Source organism: Yersinia kristensenii (assembly GCF_900460525.1).
Taxonomy (GTDB): domain Bacteria; phylum Pseudomonadota; class Gammaproteobacteria; order Enterobacterales; family Enterobacteriaceae; genus Yersinia; species Yersinia kristensenii.
In genome coordinates, this window is record NZ_UHIY01000001.1 from 3,746,405 (window position 1) to 3,768,746 (window position 22,342).

Here is a 22,342-nt window from a genome sequence, read left to right on the forward strand (position 1 = left end):
TCCGCATTCATTCCACCTTCGGATTTATATTATGCCGAGGACTTCGCCTTTTTTTGATAAAAAGGCAGTAGTAAAACTCAAGCAGTCTGTTAAAAACGGACGAAATACACCATGATTACCACTGAGACTGAATGAGATTGGTACAATGCTCTCATTAGTGCAAAATTTAATGAGTACATAGAAAACAGTGCGATGGCCACCTTGCCATAATTTGTGAAGTGAGAACCCTGTGATGAATGACCCGCAGCTACGTCGTTTCGATTTACCTAAACTGATGTTTGGGGTGATATTCATTATGATAATGATTATTGCCAGTTTTTGGGTGGTGCAGCCTTTTGTTATGGGCTTTGCCTGGGCTGGCATGGTGGTGATTGCCACCTGGCCGCTGCTGATCCGGCTGCAAAATCTGCTTTGGGGCAAACGCTGGTTGGCCGCGATTATTATGACCATCCTGTTGATTTTACTGTTTGTTATCCCGATCGCATTACTGGTCAGTAGCCTGGTCGAAAACAGTGGCCCGCTTATTCAGTGGGCATCTAGCCCATCCAATTTAAAAATGCCCGATGTCACCTGGTTAAAATCTGTCCCCTTGGTGGGTAACAAGCTGTATAGCGGCTGGCATACATTGATTGCCGGTGGCGGGAATGTGCTTATCGCCAAAGTTCAGCCTTATGTCGGTGCCGCCGCAACCTGGTTGGTCGCACAAGCGGCCCATATCGGCTACTTTTTGATTCATCTGGCGCTGATGGTGCTGTTCAGTATTTTGCTCTATTTCCATGGGGAACAAGTGGGCTTAGGCATTCGCCATTTTGCAGTACGGGCGGCCGATAAACGCGGTGATGCCGTGGTGGTGCTGGCGGCAAAAGCAATTCGCGCTGTCGCGTTAGGCGTAGTCGTTACCGCGTTGGTGCAAGCCGTGTTGGGCGGGATTGGTCTCGCCATTGCTGGGATTCAATACGCGACGCTGTTTACCGTCCTAATGTTTATTTGTTGTGTCGCGCAACTTGGGCCTCTGCTAATCATGATCCCCGCCGTCATCTGGCTATACTGGACGGGCGATTCAACCTGGGGCACCATATTGCTGGTATGGAGTTGTGTTGTCGGAACTATGGATAACGTTTTACGACCTTATCTGATCCGCATGGAAGCTGATATGCCGATGATATTAATTTTGTCTGGCGTTATTGGCGGCTTGCTGTCATTCGGCATGATTGGGTTATTTATCGGCCCGGTGGTATTGGCTATTTCTTACCGATTGACGTCGGCTTGGGTCAGCGAAGCACCAGAACCCGAAGAGAGCATTACCGAAGTTGCCAAACATTTAGAAGAGCTTTGAAATTTATACCCTAAATAATTCGAGTTGCAGGAAGGTGGCCAACGAGTACATCCCGATGAGCTTACTTATATTGAAGGTCAAGACCAGTAAGTGATTCGGGTAAGCGAGAGCAGCCCATGCATATGCAGCTTGAAGGATGGCGGGTAATAGAGGTTTGGCGGTTATGCTGCCTAACCCCTATTACCCAGCAATTTACGCTATTATCAATAAACAATAAGACTTTTAATATCCATATTTATATTCCTCACAACCAATCCTATTCTTGATTAAACAAGATGACTCAATAAAATAATTAAACAAGGTCATCATTAATAACAAGACGAAATCACTTTTATAAAAAACATATATTTAATCGATTTTATTCAGAGGATTCTTAATGACTAACCCTAGGAATTTATTTAATATTATTATTAGAATTTTCCCCTGAGAAGTTTAAATAAATCATTTCATGATAGCTTCATTTCATAATGGCTTATTTAAATATCTGTAATCGAATACACGTATTGCTGTGTGTAGTCTTTGCCTGTCACCTAAGACGGGCTTTTTTTTTGCTATTTATTTCTAACGTGAAATGACAAACAGCATTTAAATCCGCAGCCATAGCTGCGGATAATGAAAACGCTCGATGACAGTATTGATCAATGCTTGGTATGTTGTGCCAAGCTTAACCAAGTCTGCACCACGGTATCAGGGTTAAGAGACAAACTGTCGATCCCTTGATCCATCAACCATAACGCAAAGTCTTCATGGTCTGACGGGCCTTGCCCGCAAATTCCGACATATTTGCCCTGCCGCTTAGCCGCCTGAATCGCCATGGATAACAGGGCTTTTACCGCCTCATTACGCTCATCAAACAACTCAGACACCACACCAGAGTCCCTGTCCAGCCCCAAAGTTAACTGAGTCATATCGTTGGAACCTATAGAGAAACCATCGAAATGTTCAAGGAACTGATCAGCTAATAAAGCATTAGATGGAATTTCACACATCATAATGATCTTCAAGCCATTTTCGCCACGTTTAAGCCCTTGTCGGGCGAGTTCTTCCACCACCGCTTTTGCCTGTTCGACGGTGCGTACGAAAGGCACCATTATCTCAACGTTGGTCAATTTCATCTCATTGCGCACGCGCTTAACCGCTTCACATTCAAGTGCGAAGCAGTCGCGGAAACTGTCAGCGATATAACGCCCTGCGCCCCGGAAGCCCAACATCGGGTTTTCCTCATGGGGTTCATATTTTTCGCCACCGACCAAGTTGGCATACTCGTTAGATTTAAAATCTGACAAGCGCACAATGACCCGTTTGGGTGAAAATGCCGCCCCCAGTGTCGCAATCCCTTGGGTCAAACGATCGATATAAAACTCAACCGGGTTATCATAACCGTTCATCAGCGCCTTAATTTCAGCCTGAATCTCCGCTGACTGTAGATCAAACTCCAGCAGCGCTTTTGGATGCACGCCAATCATGCGGTTAATGATAAATTCTAACCGTGCCAGTCCAACCCCCTCATTCGGCAAGCGGGCAAAATCGAAAGCCCGGTCAGGGTTACCCACATTCATCATGATTTTCAATGGTAAATCAGGTAACTCTGTGACCTCAGAGCTTTGAATAGAGAAGTCGAGCAGCTCATGGTAAACATAGCCGGTATCCCCTTCAGCGCAGGAAACCGTCACATTCTGCCCTTCTTTCAATAGATCCGTGGCATTACCACAACCCACGACCGCAGGAATCCCCAACTCGCGGGCAATAATGGCCGCATGGCAGGTTCGTCCACCACGGTTAGTGACGATGGCTGATGCCTTTTTCATGATGGGTTCCCAATCAGGGTCAGTCATGTCTGTTACCAGAACATCACCGGCCTGAATTCTGTCCATCTCGCTGATATCATGAATGACCTTAACCGGCCCGGCACCAATACGATGCCCAATAGCACGGCCCTCCACCAGCACATGACTTTGCGTATGCAACTGGTAGCGCTCCATGACCTGCTGATTGGAACGTACCGTTTCTGGGCGCGCTTGTACGATAAACAGCTGGCCGGTATGGCCATCTTTCGCCCACTCGATATCCATCGGGCGGCCATAATGCTGTTCAATCAATAATGCCTGATGGGCCAGTGCTTCCACTTCGTCATCACTGAGAGCGAAACGATTGCGTTGTGCTTCTGGCACATCTTCAATTTGGACTTGTTTGCCGTGGTTTTGGTTTTCGGTATAGACCATGCGAATCTTTTTCGACCCCATATTACGACGCAAAATCGCGGGATTGCCGTCACGTAATGTGGGTTTATGAACATAAAACTCGTCAGGGTTGACCGCGCCCTGCACCACCATTTCCCCCAAACCATGGGCTGCGGTGATAAAGACCACTTGATCAAAACCTGATTCAGTATCAATGGTGAACATCACGCCAGAGGAGGCGAGATCTGAGCGCACCATCCGCTGCACCCCCGCCGACAATGCCACGCCGCGATGGTCATAGCCCTGATGTACACGATAAGAAATAGCCCGGTCATTAAACAGTGAGGCAAAGACATGCTTGATAGCAATCATCACGGCATCAATACCCTGCACATTCAGGAAGGTTTCCTGCTGCCCGGCAAAAGAGGCATCCGGCATATCTTCCGCCGTGGCTGAGGAACGCACGGCAAAGGAAGCATTCGGAACATCCGCTAACTGCTTATACGCATCGTGAATGGATTGTTCGAACTCAGGATGGAACGGCGTATCAATCACCCATTGACGGATTTGTGCACCGGCTTTGGCTAACGCCGCAATATCATCAACATTGGTGTGATCCAACAATTGATAAATACGGTTATTAACGCCGCTTTGCTCCAGGAAGTCGTTAAACGCCTGGGCTGTGGTAGCAAAACCATTGGGCACCGAGACACCCAGTTCTGAAAGATGGGTTATCATTTCACCCAGGGACGCATTTTTGCCCCCCACTCTTTCAACATCATGCATGCCAAGCTGGTTGTACCAAAGCACATTACACGGGTTTAGGCCATTGTTGGGCATCGAAACAATCCTTTTACAGGTCATTAATTATGGACGATCAGTAGGGTACGTTTCAGACTAGCACAATCATCCATACCTCATGGACAGGTGAATCGATCCACCCAACAAGAAAAACTATTTTCAGGCTATTCTGACAGCGAACACTTTACCGATAGGTCGAATAAGGCACACTGATAGTGTTAAACAGCGGCAAAAATCGACCAGAAAATTATTCAGGAGTCAGTGTGGAAAGAAGTGTATTTTATATTTCGGATGGTACGGCAATCACGGCAGAAGTCCTCGGTCATGCTGTTTTATCTCAGTTTCCGGTCAAAGCGACCACCTTTACGCTGCCATTTGTTGAAAGCGCTACGCGGGCTCGAGAGGTGTGCGAGAAGATTAATGCAATATATCGCGAGACCGGCGTCCGACCTTTGGTTTTCTATTCAATAATCAGTGCTGAAGTTCGGGAAATCATTCAGCATAGTGAAGGGTTCTGCCAAGATATTGTGCAAGCGCTGGTGGCCCCACTTCAGGGCGAACTGGGAGTGTCACCGCAGCCCATACTCAACCGCACCCATGGTTTAACTGCCAGTAATCTGGGCAAATATGACGCGCGCATCGCCGCCATTGACTACGCACTAGCCCATGATGACGGCATTTCGCTGCGTAATCTCGATCAGGCTCAGGTGATTTTATTGGGCGTTTCCCGCTGTGGTAAAACGCCCACCAGCCTGTATTTGGCCATGCAATTTGGTATTCGTGCCGCTAACTACCCTTTTATCGCCGATGATATGGACAATTTGCAGCTTCCGGCGGCGCTGAAACCTTTCCAGCAGAAGTTGTTTGGCTTAACAATTAATCCTGAGCGGCTGGCTGCCATTCGTGAAGAACGCCGTGAAAACAGCCGTTACGCGTCGCTGCGCCAATGCCGGATTGAGGTTGGAGAAGTCGAGGCGCTGTTTCGTAAAAATCAAATCCGCTATCTCAACTCTACCAACTATTCCGTCGAAGAGATCTCAACCAAAATTCTGGATATTTTGGGGATGAGCCGCCGGATGTTCTAATTTTAAAATACCCACAAGAAATAATTTACAGATTATTTAATCAAAATTTGTATAAATCATAACGCTAGCGGTTGAATTCATCTATTTTTGGTTTATTGTGATCGTCATCACTTCCCGGTATTCCTGCCGCAGAGAAGAACAGATTTAGAGAATTTTCATGCACAAAACTGATGAACTGCGGACCGCGCGCATCGATAGCTTGATTACGCCACAACAACTGGCGGAAAAACTACCGATTTCCGAGTCTGTTGCTGATAACGTGACAGCGTCACGTAAGCGGATTGAAAAAATACTTACCGGTGAAGACCCACGTTTATTGGTGGTTGTCGGGCCTTGCTCGATTCACGACTTGGATGCTGCAATCGATTATGCAACGCGGCTGAATGTATTACGGACTCGCTATCAAGATCGTCTTGAAATCGTCATGCGCACCTATTTCGAAAAGCCACGGACAGTGGTCGGCTGGAAAGGGTTGATTTCAGACCCCGCATTGGATGGCTCATGTCAGGTGAATTTGGGCATTGAAATGGCGCGGCGATTATTGTTGACCGTCAATGAGTTAGGTCTGCCGACCGCCACTGAATTCCTGGATATGGTGACCGGTCAATATATTGCCGACTTGATTAGCTGGGGCGCAATTGGCGCTCGGACGACGGAAAGCCAGATCCACCGCGAAATGGCATCAGCCCTCTCCTGCCCGGTGGGCTTCAAAAATGGCACTGACGGTAATACCCGCATCGCCATTGATGCTATCCGTGCTGCACAAGCGAGCCATATGTTTTTGTCGCCAGACAAAACCGGGCAAATGACCATTTATCAAACCGGCGGTAACCCCTACGGGCACATCATTATGCGCGGGGGCAAAACACCAAATTATGGAGCATCTGACCTCGCGGCGGCTTGTGATAGCTTGCGTGAATTTGATTTACCCGAACATTTGGTGGTGGATTTCAGCCACGGCAATTGCCAGAAAATGCATCGCCGCCAGTTAGAAGTTGCAGCAGATATCGGCCAGCAGATCCGCGCCGGTTCTACCGCTATCGTCGGGGTTATGGCGGAAAGTTTCCTGGTTGAAGGCACACAGAAAATTGTGGCCGGCCAACCGCTGACTTACGGGCAATCCATTACTGACCCTTGCCTGAATTGGGCGGATACTGAGCAGTTGCTAAGTTTACTGGCGGATGCTGTGAGTAGTCGTTTTAATGAGCAATGACCGTTTTAATCAACAATGAATAGCCAGGTTAATTAGCATTAACTCCCCGCATAACAGTGATGGAATAGCTTTTTCTTAACGGGCATTCCATCACTGCACTAAATATACAAAGCCAATCCATTTGTATGCCCCCTTTTTTTCCTGCCCGAATCAGTCAAAATGCCAATAACTAATGAAAAAAAATGTATCGAAATAACGACTAATAAACATAGGATTGAAACAAACCACAAATGGAGATGATAATCATTATCAATTTAATAATAATATAAACTATAAAGAATCGCCTGATGCACAAAACCACCTATCGCACTCAAAACACCGCTGACCAGACACTTCCCTCTGTGCCATTTTCATGTATTAACAGCCAACAATTGCTTGGGTTACATGATGTTGTCGCCATCAATCATCAAGGCCAGCTTTATTATTTGCGCCAAACCAAAGCAGGGAAACTCATATTGACTAAGTAATTCTGAGTCACTTCTCTGGTGATAACCCCTATATTCCCCGCCAGCCACCGAATTCTTAACAATCAGGCAGCCAGCAATCCATTGATTATATTGAATAATATAAGGAAAGCTGTTTATGCCCCATGTCTTTCGTTTATCTTCATGCAGTTTGATTATTACCCTGGCGTTATCGTCAATGCCCAGCGCCAGCGCCTCATCAAAGCATCATAATGACACGCTAAAGGTGACCGGCACGCGCGCCAGCGCCGACAGTTTTAAGCACCATGGTGTGGTGACGGTCATTGATGCTTCACTGCCGCAACAGCAAACCGCCACCACCGCCGCCGACATGCTAAAAAATGTGCCGGGGGTGAGTATCACCGGGGTTGGCCGCACCAATGGGCAAAATGTCAATATCAGGGGCTATGACCAATACGGTGTGCTGGTGTTAATCGACGGTATTCGTCAGGGCATCAAAGGGGCGCATTTTAATGGCACATTTCTTGACCCGGCATTGATCAAGAAAGTCAGTGTGATTCGTAGCCCATCGACCTCACTATTTGGCAGCGGTGCCATGGGCGGCGTGATTGCTTACCAAACGGTTGATGCCGCTGATTTACTGGCGGATGAGCAAAAGTTGGGGCTGCGGATCAGCCATTATAGCGCCAGTGCCTACCACAGTCAGGGCCTTACTATGTCTGCTTTTGGCCGAACCGAACAGCTCGATGGTCTTATTGCCCTGAGTAAACGTATGGTCGGAAATATCCGCCAAAGCAATGGCTATGATGCCCCCAACGACGAAGCCATTAATAACCTGATGGTTAAGGGCACTATTTTCCTTTCTGATGGCCAATCATTAAGCACGGCTCTGCGTTATTACAACAGCCGCGCCCAGGAACCCCGCATGGCCAACCAGAGTGCGCCAGACCTGAAGTGGAATAAAAACCCGATGATGGCGCGCTCGACTATCCAACGCGACGCCGAGCTAACCTACCGCCTACAACCGCAGCACCTTGATTGGCTGGATGCCACCACGCAACTTTACACTTCCGAGATTAATGTCAACGACGATGTGCGCCTTGAGGGCTACGGCAGCCGCAAGCAGATAACCCGTGGTGTAAAACTGGAAAATCGCAGCTCGCTATTTACCCACAGCCCGGCGGCACATCTGTTCACTTATGGTGTTGAAACCTACCACCAGCAGCAAATTCCGCAAGGAGTGACCCGCAGTTTCCCCCCGGCTGAAATTAAATTTTCTTCTGGTTGGCTACAAAATGAAATGACTCTTCGCGACCTACCCGTGACTTTACTGGTGGGGACTCGTTTCGATAGCTATAAAAACAGCCGTGAGGGTTTTGCTGATCGAGAAGCTAAAAACCTGTCAACCCGCGGCGCGATGACCGTCAATCCGACAGATTGGTTAATGCTGTTTGGGGCTTACAGTCAGGCGTTTCGCACCCCCACATTGGCTGAGCTTTATAACAATTCACTGCATTTTCCTTTTAATTATTGGACACCTAATCTACATCTAAAACCGGAAAGTAACGTCACACGTGAAGCCGGTTTGGGGTTGCATTTTGATAATCTGCTGGCCGATAACGATACCGTCAAATTTAAGGCCAGCTATTTCAATATTGACGCCAAAGACCGTATTACTAGTGAAGTTAAGGTTGGATTTGATAAGTTTAAATTTGGTCCTAAAGATAATTATTCCACCTATATCAATATCCTCCGCAGCAAAAGCTGGGGTTGGGATGCTTCGCTGGATTACCAAAACAACCGGTTTGATTGGAATCTAGCCTATAACCGCACCCGCGGTATCAACCTCGATACTCGCCAATTTATTCACAGCATCAATCCTGACACTGTCACCAGCCGTTTGAATATCCCGATGGCCAACAGCGGTTTTAGCACCGGCTGGGTCCTCACTATGGCGGAAAACACCCAATTCATGAAAGACAATGATGCCCAAACATCACCACGCAAACCTTATAAAACGCGCGCCGGTTATGCCGTACATGACTTTTATCTGAGCTACCGCGGGCAAGGGAAACTCAATGGAGTCACGACGACAGCAGTATTGGGCAACGCCTTTAATAAAGAATATTACTCGCCGCAAGGAATCCCTCAGGATGGGCGCAATGCTAAGTTGCTGGTCAGCTATCAATGGTGATATTTCATCCATTCAACCCTGCGAATTGACCAATAAGTCACCATAATTAACTGGCTCTCTGGAACCCTGCCGCAGCGTCACACGCTGCGGCACTACATTATCAAGGAACAAATTAATGGAAATAACACTGTCCCAACGTTACCTCAACACTCAGCAAGCTCACCCGGAACTGTCCACTCGTGATTTAGCCCAAAAATTGAATGTCAGCGAAGCCGAACTGGCCCATGTCCGGGTAGGTGAGGATGCAGAACGCTTGGATATCAGCGCCAGCGTATTGCTGACCGAGTTAGAAAATGTCGGTGTGACCCGCTCAATCACCCGTAACCCACATGCAGTACATGAGCTTACGGGTGAATATCAGAACTTGCGGTTACATGGCCATCTGGGCTTGCTCCTTAACCCGCGCGCACTGGATTTAAGACTGTTTTTTCGCCATTGGAGCACTATTTTCAGTCTGCGCGAAACCACCGCATCCGGTGAGCAATTGAGTATCCAATGCTTTGATTTTCAAGGTAATGCCATTCATCAAATCTATTGTACCGAGGAAACAAATCAGGACGCTTGGCAAACATTGGTCGCCAAGTATCGCACGGTAAATAACGCTCCTCTAACCATAGAGCCAGCCGATGAGGCCGCCATCCCCCAATCTCACATCGATAACACCATTATTGATACTGAATGGCGAAAACTGACTGATATTCATCAATTTTTTATGTTGTTAAAGCGCCATAACATCACTCGCAAACACGCTTTTCGGGCAGTCGGTGATGACTTAGCTTGTCAGGTGACAAATCAGGCGTTAATACAAATACTTAACGCCGCACACACTGATCAAAATGAAATAATGATCTTCGTTGGCAACAGTGGATGCATGCAAATATTCACCGGGGTCATTGAACAATTGAAGATTTCGCAGAAGGCAAAATCCGCTGACAGCTTGTGGGTAACCGTGAGTGACCCTCAGTTTAATTTGAACATAAATCAATTAGCTATCGCCGAAAGTTGGGTGACACGCAAGCCGACCAAAGAGGGGTTTGTCTCGAGTCTGGAATTACTTGATAAGCAAGGTAAGCATATTTTGCAGATCTTTGGTCAGCGCAGCGAAGGTCAACCCGAGCAAAATATATGGCATGACCAATTAGCTGAGTTGATTGCAATAGGTGCACTGGATGAATAAATCGGCGGCGGCATTTAAATGGGTCGTTTCACTTAGATTTGTCATTTCATTCATATATGTTATTTCAATAAATTGCTTTGCCACACAGCGTATTGTAACCATTGGCGGAGACGTTTCTGAAATCGCCTACGCATTAGGTGTCGGTGACCGCATTGTGGCCCGTGACAGCACTAGCCTGAATCCCGCGGCACTGAAAACGCTACCTGATGTGGGTTATATGCGGCTGCTCAATGTGGAAGGCATTATTGCTTTGAAACCCACATTGGTGTTGAGCACCGCACGCGCCGAGCCGTCAAGGGCATTGAGTCAAGTGAGGGAATACGGAGCCAAGCTTGTCTTTGTTCCGGCAGACAAATCGCCAGCAAAAGTGATAGATAAAATAAGATTGATTGCCGCCGCTGTGGAGCAGGAAGAGAAAGGCCGACAGCTGATTCAGCATTACCAACAGCAATTAGCCGCCGTGGTCGCAACCCCGCTGCCAGTGAAAGCCTTATTTGTCATGATTCATGCAGGAATTCCGCCCTTAGCGGCGGGGGTAGACACCGCAGCTGACAGCATGTTCAAGGCTTCGGGACTGAAAAATGCCATTGAGGAATTTAGCGGGTATCGCCCTCTATCCCAAGAAGGGATCATCGCTAGTTCCCCTGATTTACTCATTGTCACCACCCATGGCGTAGCGGCGCTCAATGGCGTAGAGAATGTCTGGCGGTTACCCGGCCTGGCTCTCACGCCAGCAGGTAAACAAAAACGGCTGCTGGTGCTTGATGACATGGCTTTACTGGGGTTCGGCTTACACACCCCGGATGTTCTCAAGCAACTTCATACCGCAGCAGCATTTCACTGAGAGAAAAATAGGAAAAAAGCTCGGGTGGCGGGGAAGTTCGCCTGCCACCTATTCTAACTAACTGGAGCAGGAAATTTCCAGATGCTTACCCCACTCCGGTGGCAATTCAGCTAAATCATTAAATTCAGGTTGATCAGCAAAAGGCTGCTGCAAGGCTTGATGTAGACGTTGCAAGAGCTGAATATCATCTTTTTCAGCGTGATCAATCGCCTGCTGTGCCAAATAGTTGCGCAATATATAGTGAGGATTCACCGCTTTCATCATTTGCTGGCGCTGCGCATCATCAATCGACTCCTGTTGCAAACGCGCGCGATAACGGCTGTACCAACTATCAAAAGCGGCTCTGTCGATAAAATCATCCCGCAATGGCGATTGCGCGGAGTGTATTTCCACCTCACTCAGCAAACGGAAAGTCCGGGTATAATCCCGCCCTTCTTTGATCATCAAACTCAATAACCCGGTCAATAAGTCATTATCCTGACTATCACGCTCAGAGAAGCCTAATTTGGTGCGCATTTGCTGGCCGTAAGCCGCCATTAATTCTGGCTCATAGGCCGCCAGCCCGCGCTGCAATTGCTCTGCGGTCAGTAGACCAGACAACGCCTGCCCCAGCCGATGCAGGTTCCATAATGCCACCGCAGGTTGATTATCAAAAGCATAACGCCCTTGATGATCGGAGTGATTGCATATATAGCCGGGGGCATAATCATCAAGAAAACCGAATGGGCCATAATCCATGGTGATGCCCAGTATCGACATATTGTCGGTATTCATCACACCATGAGCAAAACCCACTGTCTGCCAATGCGCCATTAGCCGTGCTGTGCGCTTAACCACATCCGTAAACCACAATAAGTAGCTGTCCTCTTGCCCGACTAACTGCGGCCAGTGTCGCGCGATAACATAATCGGCGAGCTGTTTAACTTGAGCGGGCTGCTGGCGGTAGTAGAAATGCTCGAAATGGCCAAAACGCACATGGCTCTCAGCCACCCGTAATAGCATCGCCCCCCGCTCTGCTTGCTCGCGATAAACCGGATGGTCGCTGGTCACGATGGTCAACGCGCGGCTGGTCGGAATCCCTAAATGGTGCAAAGCTTCAGAAGCCAAAAACTCGCGCACCACGGAGCGCAATACCGCCCGCCCATCCCCCATGCGGGAATAGGGTGTTAAACCGGCCCCTTTCAAATGCCAGTCCATATGGCGGCCATCACTAAGCTGTTGTTCTCCCAGTAAAATACCGCGCCCATCCCCCAATTGCCCCGCCCACATGCCAAACTGGTGGCCGCTATACACTTGCGCCAAGGGCTCCATGCCGGGTAGCAGCGTTTCGCCCGCCCATACCGCCGCTTTTGGGGCGGTGAACCAACTGGCATCAAGCTCCAATTCCCTGGCAAGCGGCTCACTGTGATAAAGCAGCCGCGCCCCTTTTAAAGGGGTTGGTTGCAAATGAGTATAAAAACCGCTCAATTGCTGCCCATAACTGTTATTAAATTGAGGTGTTTTATCATCCATATCCATCAGCGTAATACCTCCGCTAACCAATGGCGAACTTGTAACAGTTCAGCTTGTGACTCAGGAAAATCATCACTTAATTGCAAGCAAACCGCATTAATGGCATCGGGCCGATAAGCCGCGCCCTGTAATCGTTCAGCAAGGGCTTCTAACGGAGCCGGATTCAAACTGTCAGTAAATATTTGGCAGCGATCAATTGCACCGTGTAATACATCAAAATGCAGTTCAATTCCGCCCCAGATAAAGCGAGTATCGACGAAATGGCTAAACGCCGGGGCCTGACCAAAGTTCCACTCCCAGCTACTTTGCCTGGCGAATTGTTCAGTAAAGCCGGGCAGATCGGGCAGGGCTTGTGGAGAGATGATTTCTGCGGAAACTTTCTCATCGTAGTAATTGAAAAAAGCCTGTTGGATGGCGGCACAGGTTTTTTCGTGGTCAATACCCGGTAATAACTCCACCAAGTTAGTCACCCGCGACCGTACCGATGTGATGCCTTTGGCCTGCAATTTTTTCGGGTCGGGATTGAGGTAATCAGCCAGACGATTGAGATCGGCATTGAGTAATAACGTCCCATGATGAAAACCACGATCTTTGGTTTCTTTATAAGCTGAGCCGGAGACTTTGCGCTCACCATCATTCTTGACCACGACCAAATCATTACGGCCCGATGCCGTGGCCTGAATGCCAAGAGAAGCCAATGCATTCAGAATAATTTGCGTTGATATCGTTTTATCGTATTCCGGTTTACCGGCCATAAAAGTAAAGCAGGTATTACCCAAATCATGAAATACCGCCCCGCCGCCGCTGCTACGCCGGGCCAGTTTCACAGCATCTTGTTCCATGCGGCGGGTATTACACTCTTTCCATGGATTCTGTGCGCGGCCGATGACTACGGTATTGGCATTACGCCATAAAAACAGAACCCGCTGATCCGGCGACATCTGGCGGAAAATACACTCTTCTACCGCCAAATTGAACCAGGGATCATAGGAATCAGAAATGAGTAACCGAAGGGATGACATAAGCGCGGCTCCGAACCAAAATAAGCAGCCACTAAGATAACATAACCGGCATAGATATCTTTAGGTTCGGGTGAATGAGAGTGAGAATGGCTAACACCCCTGCGGCTGCAAGGGTGAAGGGGGGATGCTTACATACGGCGCGCTTGCCAATACACCCGTTTCCAGTAAACATTCTCTAGTGATGAGCGAATGACACCCTTGCTCGTTGAAGCATGGATGAATTCATCATTAGTATCGTAAATCCCAACGTGTAATCCATTTTGTCCGCTGCCGGTTTTAAAGAACACTAAATCACCCGGCATCAGTTCATCACGGGAGACTTTCGTGCCTAACGTGGTTTGCGCAATAGTCGTGCGAGGCAATTGCATGTCAAAACGATCGCGGAATGTGCGGTAAACAAAGCCAGAACAATCAACGCCGCGTTGGTCTAACCCGCCATTACGATAAGGCGTACCCTCCCACTGACGCAGTTGTTCATTCAGTTTTGCAACTACCACAATAGAATCAGACAAGTGACCACTTGGTGTCGGAGCATGGCTGCTACAGCCTGCAAGGATAATACTGACTAGAAAGATCCAGAAACGTATCCGCATCGATAATTCACCAAGATAAAGCTTAGCCAATTTACTATACAATCAGCTAGTTGCTAATGAAGGATATCAGTAAGGTAATTTAACTATCGAGTTTGGAAAAAACAAGTTATACCCGCCATCTTTCAAATTGCGGGTGTGCTGGTGACTTTCATTACTCAAGGCTATCCCGGAGCATCACATCTATAAAGTCGCCATATATTGAACTTTATTGCTCTAATATCAGTTGGATAGTTATTTCAATCTCTTTTTATTGGCTTTGTATTAATCAACCATATGCCCAACAAAATTAAGCCCGCGCCCAATGTCTTCAGTAAAGTTGCGGATTCACTAAACCATGGGAGTGATACAGCGCCTAAATAAACCAATGCATAACTGAGGCTTAATAGTGGATACGCACGATTGAGCGGTAAATATCTTAGTGCAAAGAACCAGCACAACATTGATAAAGCATATCCCGCCAGCCCGCAAATAACGGCGATTAATTGTGTCAGGTGATTGAATAAGAATTGCCCATTAATATCAGCCAATGACATTAATGGGGTATTCATCATGCCCCATTTCAGTATTAATTGGGCTGCCGTCACCAACAGCACACTTCCTATTCCCCAGCCATACCCTTTCATAAATGCCAACTAATCAAAAGAATGCCAAACATAATGGATGCAATCCCCAACCAATGGCGAGAAGTCGCTTTCTCACCATAAAACAGCTGAGCGGCCAAAGTCACTAATACGAAATTAAAACTGAGGATTGGATAAGCCACACTCAGAGGTAAATGTTGCAGTAAACGTAACCACAGCAACATCCCCAAACCAAGTAACAACACGGCACCAGCCAACCAACGCAATACCGGGGCCAGCCGTTCTTCTCGCGGCAAGGCCCAACATTGCGCAGCTTGTTTCTGACACAACTGCCCCGCACAGGTCAATAAACTGACCATTATTAATAACAAGTAGTGGGTCATGGTGTTTTCTTGTACCACAAAAGAACTAAGCGATTCATCAGGTTAACTTTATCTGCCGCAGGTAAATTATTCGGTATTTTCTCATCGCGAGATAGTTGAACCACCAGTGAAACATCCCCCTGCTTGCGAGCTTCAACCAACCAATTGCTGAAATTTTCGCTACTGATATAGTGACTTTGACTATCAGCATAGGCCAACCCATAAGCTAATTCGCCCTTCTCGCTAAACATCAGAATATCGCTACGTTTTAGCTCCCACGCGAGTCCAGCCGCGACACCCACACTGTCAGTTGCTACATAACGGCTGCTATTAAGTTCATCAAAATTATTCCGAATGAAGTTCTGCGGCTGTTTGGAGTCAATGACCTGTTGCGGGATCAGATAACCTACCAGCAATATAAACAGCAATGGGCAAGCCGCAGCCCAGCGCCAATGGCGTGCATTATTACGCAGAGTAGCAAAACCGACGATCCCCCATCCGGCAAAGGCAATTGCCGCCAGGATGGCTTTTTGATGTTCGTGGGGTTCATACGCCACCAGATGAGCGACAAACCCCATGCCAATAATCAAGATAGCCAGTGCACAGATAAACCCAAAGCCGAGATTTATCGCAGCATTAATCTTTAATGCCCGCATGCGCATCTTCTCGGCACAATCAGTAGCATAAGCGGCCATCAATAAAGATAACGGTGCCATGCACGGTAAAATATAAGTTGGAAGTTTTCCTTTAGCCACACTGAAAAATAGCAACGGCATTAATACCCAACTGAGCAAAAAGAATAACTCAGGCCGTGTAACCCGTTCGCGCCACCCTTTCAATAAGGCTCCAGGTAATAACCCCAACCAAGGCAAGACACCCAGACACAAAATAGGCAGATAATACCAAATAGGGGCTTTATGCTGAGCATCTTTCTCTGCAAATCGCTGAATATGTTCGACCCAGAAAAAATAGCGCCAAAAATCAGGCTCACGTTGAGCAATAGCTAATGCCCATGGCAAGCTCAATATTACCGCACCGACAATGGCTATTGGGCCAAAAACAATCAGCTCTTTTACTCTTTTTTGCTGTATGACAATCGGCAATACCGAGATAACTGGCACGGCCAATGCCAGAAACCCCTTGGTCATAAAGCCCATACCGCAGGCCAAACCAAGGAGGAGGTAAGCACCTGCCTTTTGTTTGGCTGTTTCTGCTCTCAGCGTGAGATAAAAACAGACCATCGATGCAGTGAGCCATAATGAAATCATCGGATCCAGTACAGCATAAGAACCTATACTAAATACCAACAACATGGAGAGGTAAATTAATGCCGCTAAAAACGATGTGGAACGGTTACGCCATAATAACGTTGCCAGCCAATAAACTAAAACAGCACTCAGGGCGGTGCTAAATATTGAACCAAATCGTACGGCAAAATTAGTATCACCAAAGATCCACTGGCTAATATTATTGAACCAATATCCCGCGATAGGTTTTTCAAAATAACGAATCCCCAGTAAATGCGGAACAACCCAGTCGCCACGCTGTAACATTTCGCGGCTTATTTCAGCATAACGTGTTTCATCAGGCTGCCATAATAAACGGCTATTAATCGGCAATAGATAAACCAGAGCAAAAAACAATGCCAGCAGCGCAGCGCCACTTCCTTTTAACAGCCTCATTGCATATCCTTTATATCTGACTGACACCCTAACCACCCCTCTCGCCCTGGAAAAGCAGCTCGTACAACTTTGCCAACAGGGAGTGAATCCAGATTTTCGGGTAATAGTGAACTCAGAGTACAAAATTGAATACCGCGCTCCTGCGCCGCAATCAATAATTGTTCGAACATTAATGCCTGTGACATCCCTTCGACTTCAGCATGAATAGTGTAAACCGGCACACCGCTGTCGTGTGAAATGGTATTCAGAATGAAATCATTAAAGTCTTCGGCCCGAACCTCACTGCCCACCACTTCATCGTAAGTAGGTAAAGTGACGGGAATTTGCACAGTGCCCACGCTACCATCAGGTAACAATGGGCGGAAAGGATGAGTACCACGGCAATCACTGTTATAGCTGAATGAGAACAACTGCTTTACTGCCAAAACGCGTTCATCGGCACGCCAACCCGCCGCAGCAGAACAGGTAACCGGCTGCTGAATGCTTTTTTGTAATGCATCAACGCCCCATTGCACCTGCGCGGTTAATTGCTGTTCTGACCAAGAGGCGACTTTAGCTTGCCAACCTTGATGGTCCCAGGCATGTAAGCCAACTTCGTGCCCCGCCTGTAAAGTTGCTTTCATCAACGGGCCGAAATCTTTAGCGATTTGTTTGCCCGGCCAAGCCGTCCCAGCCAGCAAGATATCCCAGCCATAAAGCGAAGCAGCATTAGAACGCAGCATTTTCCACAGGAAACGGGGGCGGAAAAGGCGCCATAAATGGCGCCCCATGTTATCCGGCCCAACACTGAAAAAAAAACTGGCACTGATATCATATTTTTCCAGCACAGCAAGCAGTGACGGCACACCTTCCTTCGTTCCACGGTAGGTATCTACATCAATCCTCAGGCCAACTTGCTTCATACCTGATGTTCATCCTTCGAGGTTTGGTTTTGCTCATTAACACTCTGCTCAATAACAACGCCACGCAGGAAGAAGTCCAAAGTTTCCGTGACAGTTTGCTGCAAAGTAATTTCTGGTTGCCATTGTAAAATACGACGCGCATTGCGAATACTTGGCGTGCGATGTTCTACATCCTGATAGCCTTTCCCATAATATGCACTGCTTTCGATATCTTTAAAGCCAGCAAATGGCGGGAATTTATCGCGTAATTCGTGTTGTTCGAAACTGCTTAATAACATTTCCGCCAATTCACGAATACTGGCTTCATTAGTTGGGTTCCCGATATTAATTATCTGTCCATCACACGCACCATCACGATTCTCAATAATACGGAATAATGCTTCAATACCATCATGAATATCTGTGAAGCAGCGTTTTTGCTCCCCACCATCGACAAGTTTAATTGGGGAACCTTCGACCAGATTCAAAATAAGCTGCGTAATGGCACGGGAACTGCCAATGCGGGCTGCATCAAGATTATCCAAACGCGGCCCCATCCAGTTGAATGGACGGAACAGGGTAAACTTCAGGTTTTCTTTCGCACCGTAAGCCCAGATAACACGGTCTAACAGTTGTTTGGAGACCGAGTAAATCCAACGCTGTTTATTAATCGGCCCAACAATCAGTCGTGAAGTATCTTCATCGAATTCCTTATCATCACACATACCATACACTTCGGAGGTGGATGGGAAGACAATCCGTTTATTGTATTTAACGCAATCACGAACGATTTTCAGGTTTTCTTCAAAATCTAATTCGAAAACACGCAGCGGGTTACGGGTATATTCAATAGGGGTCGCAATCGCCACCAAAGGCAAAATAACGTCACATTTTTTAATGTGATATTCAATCCATTCGGAATGAATACTAATATCACCCTCAACAAAATGAAAATTAGGGTTGCCCAGGAACCGGCTGATGGCATCAGAACCAATATCTAAGCCATAAACTTCGTAGCGATCATCACGTAACAAACGCTCAGTCAGATGGTTACCAATGAAACCATTGACACCCAATATCAATACCCGGGTACGCCTTTTCAGGATTTTACTTGGTTTGTTACCGAGACGGACGTCAGTGACAATCCCCATCTCTTGTGCCAAACGGTGCCCTTGAACATATAACCCGTCCTCCCCCTGACCCGTCATAATCTCCAGCGCGCCTTCACCACAAGCTACAACCAATGGAGATGTTGACAGTACAGTGCCGGGTAGCTTGCTATGAACAGTATTGAGTGGACGCGCGCGCCAGACGATCAATTTACGTTGTCCAAGATAACTGAATGCCCCCGGATAAGGTTCGGTCACTGCGCGCACCAGATTATTGATTTCTAATGCTGATTTTTGCCAAAAAATCTCGCCATCGTCCGCCGTCCGGCGGCCAAAATAGCTGGCGTCGGCTTCTTTTTGGGGTAGCAGAGGCAATGACGCGTTTTTCATTTTAGGCAATAAGTCATGCAGCAATTCTTGGGCGGCATCGCGCATTTTTGCATGTAGCGTTAAGGCGGTATCTGTCTCACTAATAATGACTTTATGTTGACCGACGATCGGGCCTGCATCGGCTTTCTTCACCATCTGGTGTAAGGTCACACCGGTTTCAGTCTCACCATTGACCAAAGCCCAGTTAATCGGCGCTCGCCCACGGTATTTCGGTAATAAAGAACCATGTAGATTGAAGCCGCCACGGGGTGCCGATGACAAAATGTCATCGCAGAGCATATTGCGGTAGTAGAAAGAGAAAATAACGTCGGGATGTAATTGCTTAATGCGCTCAATCCACAGCGGATGGTTAACATCTTCTGGCGCAAATACAGGTAGCTCTAAATCTGCGGCCACTTTGGCCACAGAAGAGAAAAAGCGATTCTCACCAGGAGAGTCAGTATGGGTAAATACTGCCTGAATATCGTAACCTGCTTCAACAAGAGCTTTCAGGCCGACACAGCCAATATCATGATAGGCAAAGACAATCGCTTTCATTTTTCTACTTCCTGATTATTTTCGGTCTGCTCAGCGCTGACCACTTTCTGTATGAAATAACGTGGGCGCGCACGCACATCGTTATAAATACGACCGATATATTCACCGAGTAATCCCATACCAACAAATTGGGCACCAATAAACATAAACAACACAGCAAACAGCGTAAATACGCCGCCGCCAGCCCATTCAGGGCCGAATACTAAACGTAAAACCACTAACAACACGGCAAGAGTGAAACCAGAAAGTGCGATGACACTGCCCACCAGACTTAATAAACGTAATGGCGTTGTTGTCAGGCAAGTAATCAAGTCATACATCAGATTGATGAGCTTCATCAGGCTATATTTAGAATCGCCAAACTCACGTTCTGCATGATGTACGGTAATTTCAGTCGTGCGACGGGCAAAGGTGTTTGCCAAGATAGGAATAAAGGTACTACGCTCGTGACAGTGTAACATTGCTTCAACGATATGACGGCGATAAGCACGTAGCATGCAGCCATAATCCCCCATTGATTTCCCGGTGGCACGTTGAATCATCATATTGATCATGCGTGAAGCCGTTTTGCGGAACAAAGAATCCTGACGGTTTGCACGTACAGTGCCCACGACGTCATAACCCTCTTCTGCGACGCTAACCAGCCGGGGGATCTCCTCCGGGGGATTTTGCAGGTCGGCATCAAGTGTAATGACCAAATCGCCGCTGACCTGATTGAACCCCGCCATAATGGCGGAATGTTGTCCATAATTACGATTGAGTAAAACAGCAATGATGTGGTTCTCTGGCTCACTCGCTGCTGCCGTCAAAAGCTCGGCGGAACTGTCACTACTGCCATCATCAACCAGAATAATTTCATAGGGTTGCGTTAGTAATTTACAGGCGGCCAATGTTCTTTCTATTAATGCTGGCAGACTCTCTTGCTCGTTATAAACAGGAATAACGATTGAGACTTTCTTGATTTTTTCACATTCAGACACGGTGCGACCCTATAATTGTTGCCAATGCATCAACTACCCGATCAACATCGCTGTCTAGCATGTCGGGGAAAAGGGGCAATGTGCATAATCTGGCGGAATTCCACTCAGTATTCGGTAAGTTAAGGCGCGGATAACGCTCACGATAATATTTTTGGGTATGCGCAGCTCGGAAATGCAGCCCGGTGCCTATTCCGGCATCTTTCAGGCGCGCCATCAGTGAATCCCGGTCAATACCACAACGTTCTTCATCAACTCGCACCATAAAAAGATGCCAGGCATGTAGATGGGCATAATGGGGAACAGCTAATGGTTGCAAGGGCGAATTAGCTAATGCCGCATGATAACGAGCCACGAGTTCTTGCCGACGGGCATTGATTTCAGGTAAACGCCCAAGTTGAACGACCGCAATGGCGGCGTGAATATCCGATAAATTGTATTTATATCCCGGCTCAACAACCTCAGCCTGCGGGCTGCGGCCTTGGATTTGGCGGTCAAAGGCATCAACCCCTAAGCCATGAAACTTGAGCCGACGCACTCTGGCTGCCAGCTCATCATCGTCAGTGGCAATTAAACCACCTTCAGCACAAGTGATATTTTTGATAGCGTGGAAAGAGAAGATAGCGGTACCTTTCTCACCAATCCATTGATTTTTATAACGCGTACCGACAGCATGAGCCGCATCTTCAATTAATGGAATGCCATATTGCTTGGCTATCAGACGCAAAGCATCGAGGTCACAGGGTGCCCCTGCATAATGCACGGGAATAATGGCTTTGGTTTTCGGTGTAATTGCTGCTTCAATATCCGCAGCATTCACCATTAAGGTGTCACGGTCGATATCAACCATTACCGGTTCAGCACCCAGCAACACAATCATATTAAGGGTTGAGACCCACGTCTGAGATGGCGTAATAACCTCATCACCTGGGCCAATCCCCAGCGCCATTAACGTAATATGCATACCTGCGGTAGCCGAACAGACAGCAACCGCATGTTTGCAGCCAAATGCGGCACAAAAATCGGTTTCCAACTGTTGATTCTGAGGGCCTGTGGTAATCCAACCGGAGCCTAGCACTTTTACTACCGCGTTAATTTCGTCCGTACCAATCGCCGGACGAGAAAAAGGCAAAAAATTCTGCATTGAGAAATCCCTAGGATACTTGGCACTTTGGGGAACTATATGCCCCTATAAGTTAACGGAAACTAAACACTACTCAGATAGATACATGCTTGGCTGAATATGAAGTCTAGTTTATTAACCTTAAATAAACCTTAAGATAGGATTTTTTTTGCCGTAGTATTTGGCGTCATTATTTCAAGTCGAATTTATCGTTTTTTTCAGAAAATTCAATCTAATAAAAAAGCATAATGACGCGGTTGGGATCACGATTAATTGTCTCTATCAGGGAGGAAGTATCGGAATAGAGACGACAGATAA

Annotated in this window: 18 protein-coding genes and 1 other RNA gene; 8 read left to right on the forward strand and 11 right to left on the reverse strand. The window is 47.2% G+C overall.

Annotation, left to right across the window (positions count from 1 at the left end):
• Positions 1–232 precede the first annotated feature (232 nt).
• Positions 233–1,336, forward strand: coding sequence for an AI-2E family transporter YdiK (gene ydiK, locus DX162_RS17165; protein WP_004393336.1), 1,104 nt, complete (start codon positions 233–235; stop codon positions 1,334–1,336).
• Between the two features lie 426 nt (positions 1,337–1,762).
• Positions 1,763–1,887: antisense sRNA RprA (gene rprA, locus DX162_RS17170), an RNA gene on the forward strand.
• 87 nt (positions 1,888–1,974) lie between these two features.
• Here the strand turns inward: rprA and ppsA are convergent.
• A complete protein-coding gene (gene ppsA, locus DX162_RS17175; protein ID WP_032821160.1) occupies positions 1,975–4,356 on the reverse strand; it encodes a phosphoenolpyruvate synthase in 2,382 nt (793 codons plus the stop codon).
• Positions 4,357–4,580: 224 nt separating this feature from the next.
• Here ppsA and ppsR point away from each other — a divergent pair, with 224 nt between their 5' ends.
• The 6 genes from ppsR (at position 4,581) to DX162_RS17210 (ending at position 11,255) form a co-directional block, all read left to right on the forward strand.
• On the forward strand, positions 4,581–5,402 hold the full coding sequence (ppsR, locus tag DX162_RS17185; RefSeq protein WP_032821159.1) for a posphoenolpyruvate synthetase regulatory kinase/phosphorylase PpsR: 822 nt from the start codon (positions 4,581–4,583) through the stop codon (positions 5,400–5,402).
• A gap of 157 nt (positions 5,403–5,559) precedes the next feature.
• Positions 5,560–6,615 (forward strand): 3-deoxy-7-phosphoheptulonate synthase, encoded by a 1,056-nt coding sequence (locus DX162_RS17190; protein WP_004393333.1) that lies wholly within the window; start codon positions 5,560–5,562, stop codon positions 6,613–6,615.
• Between the two features lie 287 nt (positions 6,616–6,902).
• Positions 6,903–7,082 (forward strand): hemin uptake protein HemP, encoded by a 180-nt coding sequence (gene hemP, locus DX162_RS17195; protein WP_004393332.1) that lies wholly within the window; start codon positions 6,903–6,905, stop codon positions 7,080–7,082.
• Positions 7,083–7,197: 115 nt separating this feature from the next.
• The gene (locus DX162_RS17200) at positions 7,198–9,234 is read left to right on the forward strand and encodes a TonB-dependent hemoglobin/transferrin/lactoferrin family receptor (protein ID WP_032821158.1); all 2,037 of its coding nucleotides are present in this window, start codon (positions 7,198–7,200) and stop codon (positions 9,232–9,234) included.
• 115 nt (positions 9,235–9,349) lie between these two features.
• A complete protein-coding gene (locus DX162_RS17205) occupies positions 9,350–10,411 on the forward strand; it encodes a hemin-degrading factor (protein ID WP_004393329.1) in 1,062 nt (353 codons plus the stop codon).
• On the forward strand, positions 10,404–11,255 hold the full coding sequence (locus DX162_RS17210; protein WP_032821157.1) for a heme/hemin ABC transporter substrate-binding protein: 852 nt from the start codon (positions 10,404–10,406) through the stop codon (positions 11,253–11,255). The genes DX162_RS17205 and DX162_RS17210 overlap by 8 nt, the downstream gene beginning before the upstream one ends.
• A gap of 57 nt (positions 11,256–11,312) precedes the next feature.
• Here the strand turns inward: DX162_RS17210 and DX162_RS17215 are convergent, their stop codons facing one another.
• The 10 genes from DX162_RS17215 to arnB form a co-directional block, all read right to left on the reverse strand.
• Complete coding sequence (locus tag DX162_RS17215) at positions 11,313–12,773, reverse strand: protein adenylyltransferase SelO (RefSeq protein ID WP_004393327.1); 1,461 nt, start codon at positions 12,771–12,773, stop codon at positions 11,313–11,315.
• Complete coding sequence (locus DX162_RS17220) at positions 12,773–13,789, reverse strand: lipoate--protein ligase (protein ID WP_115155879.1); 1,017 nt, start codon at positions 13,787–13,789, stop codon at positions 12,773–12,775. Before DX162_RS17220 ends, DX162_RS17215 begins: the two co-directional genes overlap by 1 nt.
• A 128-nt stretch (positions 13,790–13,917) precedes the next feature.
• Positions 13,918–14,382, reverse strand: coding sequence for an NlpC/P60 family protein (locus DX162_RS17225; protein WP_032821170.1), 465 nt, complete (start codon positions 14,380–14,382; stop codon positions 13,918–13,920).
• 236 nt (positions 14,383–14,618) lie between these two features.
• Positions 14,619–15,005 carry a 4-amino-4-deoxy-L-arabinose-phosphoundecaprenol flippase subunit ArnF gene (gene arnF, locus DX162_RS17230; RefSeq protein WP_032821169.1) on the reverse strand — a complete coding sequence of 129 codons (387 nt, stop codon included), beginning with the start codon at positions 15,003–15,005 and terminating at the stop codon, positions 14,619–14,621.
• The gene (arnE, locus tag DX162_RS17235; protein ID WP_032821168.1) at positions 15,002–15,346 is read right to left on the reverse strand and encodes a 4-amino-4-deoxy-L-arabinose-phosphoundecaprenol flippase subunit ArnE; all 345 of its coding nucleotides are present in this window, start codon (positions 15,344–15,346) and stop codon (positions 15,002–15,004) included. The genes arnF and arnE overlap by 4 nt, the downstream gene beginning before the upstream one ends.
• On the reverse strand, positions 15,343–17,007 hold the full coding sequence (gene arnT / locus DX162_RS17240) for a lipid IV(A) 4-amino-4-deoxy-L-arabinosyltransferase (protein ID WP_032821167.1): 1,665 nt from the start codon (positions 17,005–17,007) through the stop codon (positions 15,343–15,345). The genes arnE and arnT overlap by 4 nt, the downstream gene beginning before the upstream one ends.
• Complete coding sequence (arnD, locus tag DX162_RS17245) at positions 17,004–17,909, reverse strand: 4-deoxy-4-formamido-L-arabinose-phosphoundecaprenol deformylase (protein ID WP_098080841.1); 906 nt, start codon at positions 17,907–17,909, stop codon at positions 17,004–17,006. Before arnD ends, arnT begins: the two co-directional genes overlap by 4 nt.
• On the reverse strand, positions 17,906–19,924 hold the full coding sequence (gene arnA, locus DX162_RS17250) for a bifunctional UDP-4-amino-4-deoxy-L-arabinose formyltransferase/UDP-glucuronic acid oxidase ArnA (protein ID WP_032821166.1): 2,019 nt from the start codon (positions 19,922–19,924) through the stop codon (positions 17,906–17,908). Before arnA ends, arnD begins: the two co-directional genes overlap by 4 nt.
• On the reverse strand, positions 19,921–20,904 hold the full coding sequence (gene arnC / locus DX162_RS17255; protein WP_032821165.1) for an undecaprenyl-phosphate 4-deoxy-4-formamido-L-arabinose transferase: 984 nt from the start codon (positions 20,902–20,904) through the stop codon (positions 19,921–19,923). The genes arnA and arnC overlap by 4 nt, the downstream gene beginning before the upstream one ends.
• Positions 20,897–22,045, reverse strand: a complete 1,149-nt coding sequence (arnB, locus tag DX162_RS17260; RefSeq protein ID WP_004393366.1) for a UDP-4-amino-4-deoxy-L-arabinose aminotransferase — start codon at positions 22,043–22,045, stop codon at positions 20,897–20,899. Before arnB ends, arnC begins: the two co-directional genes overlap by 8 nt.
• Between the last annotated feature and the right edge of the window lie 297 nt (positions 22,046–22,342).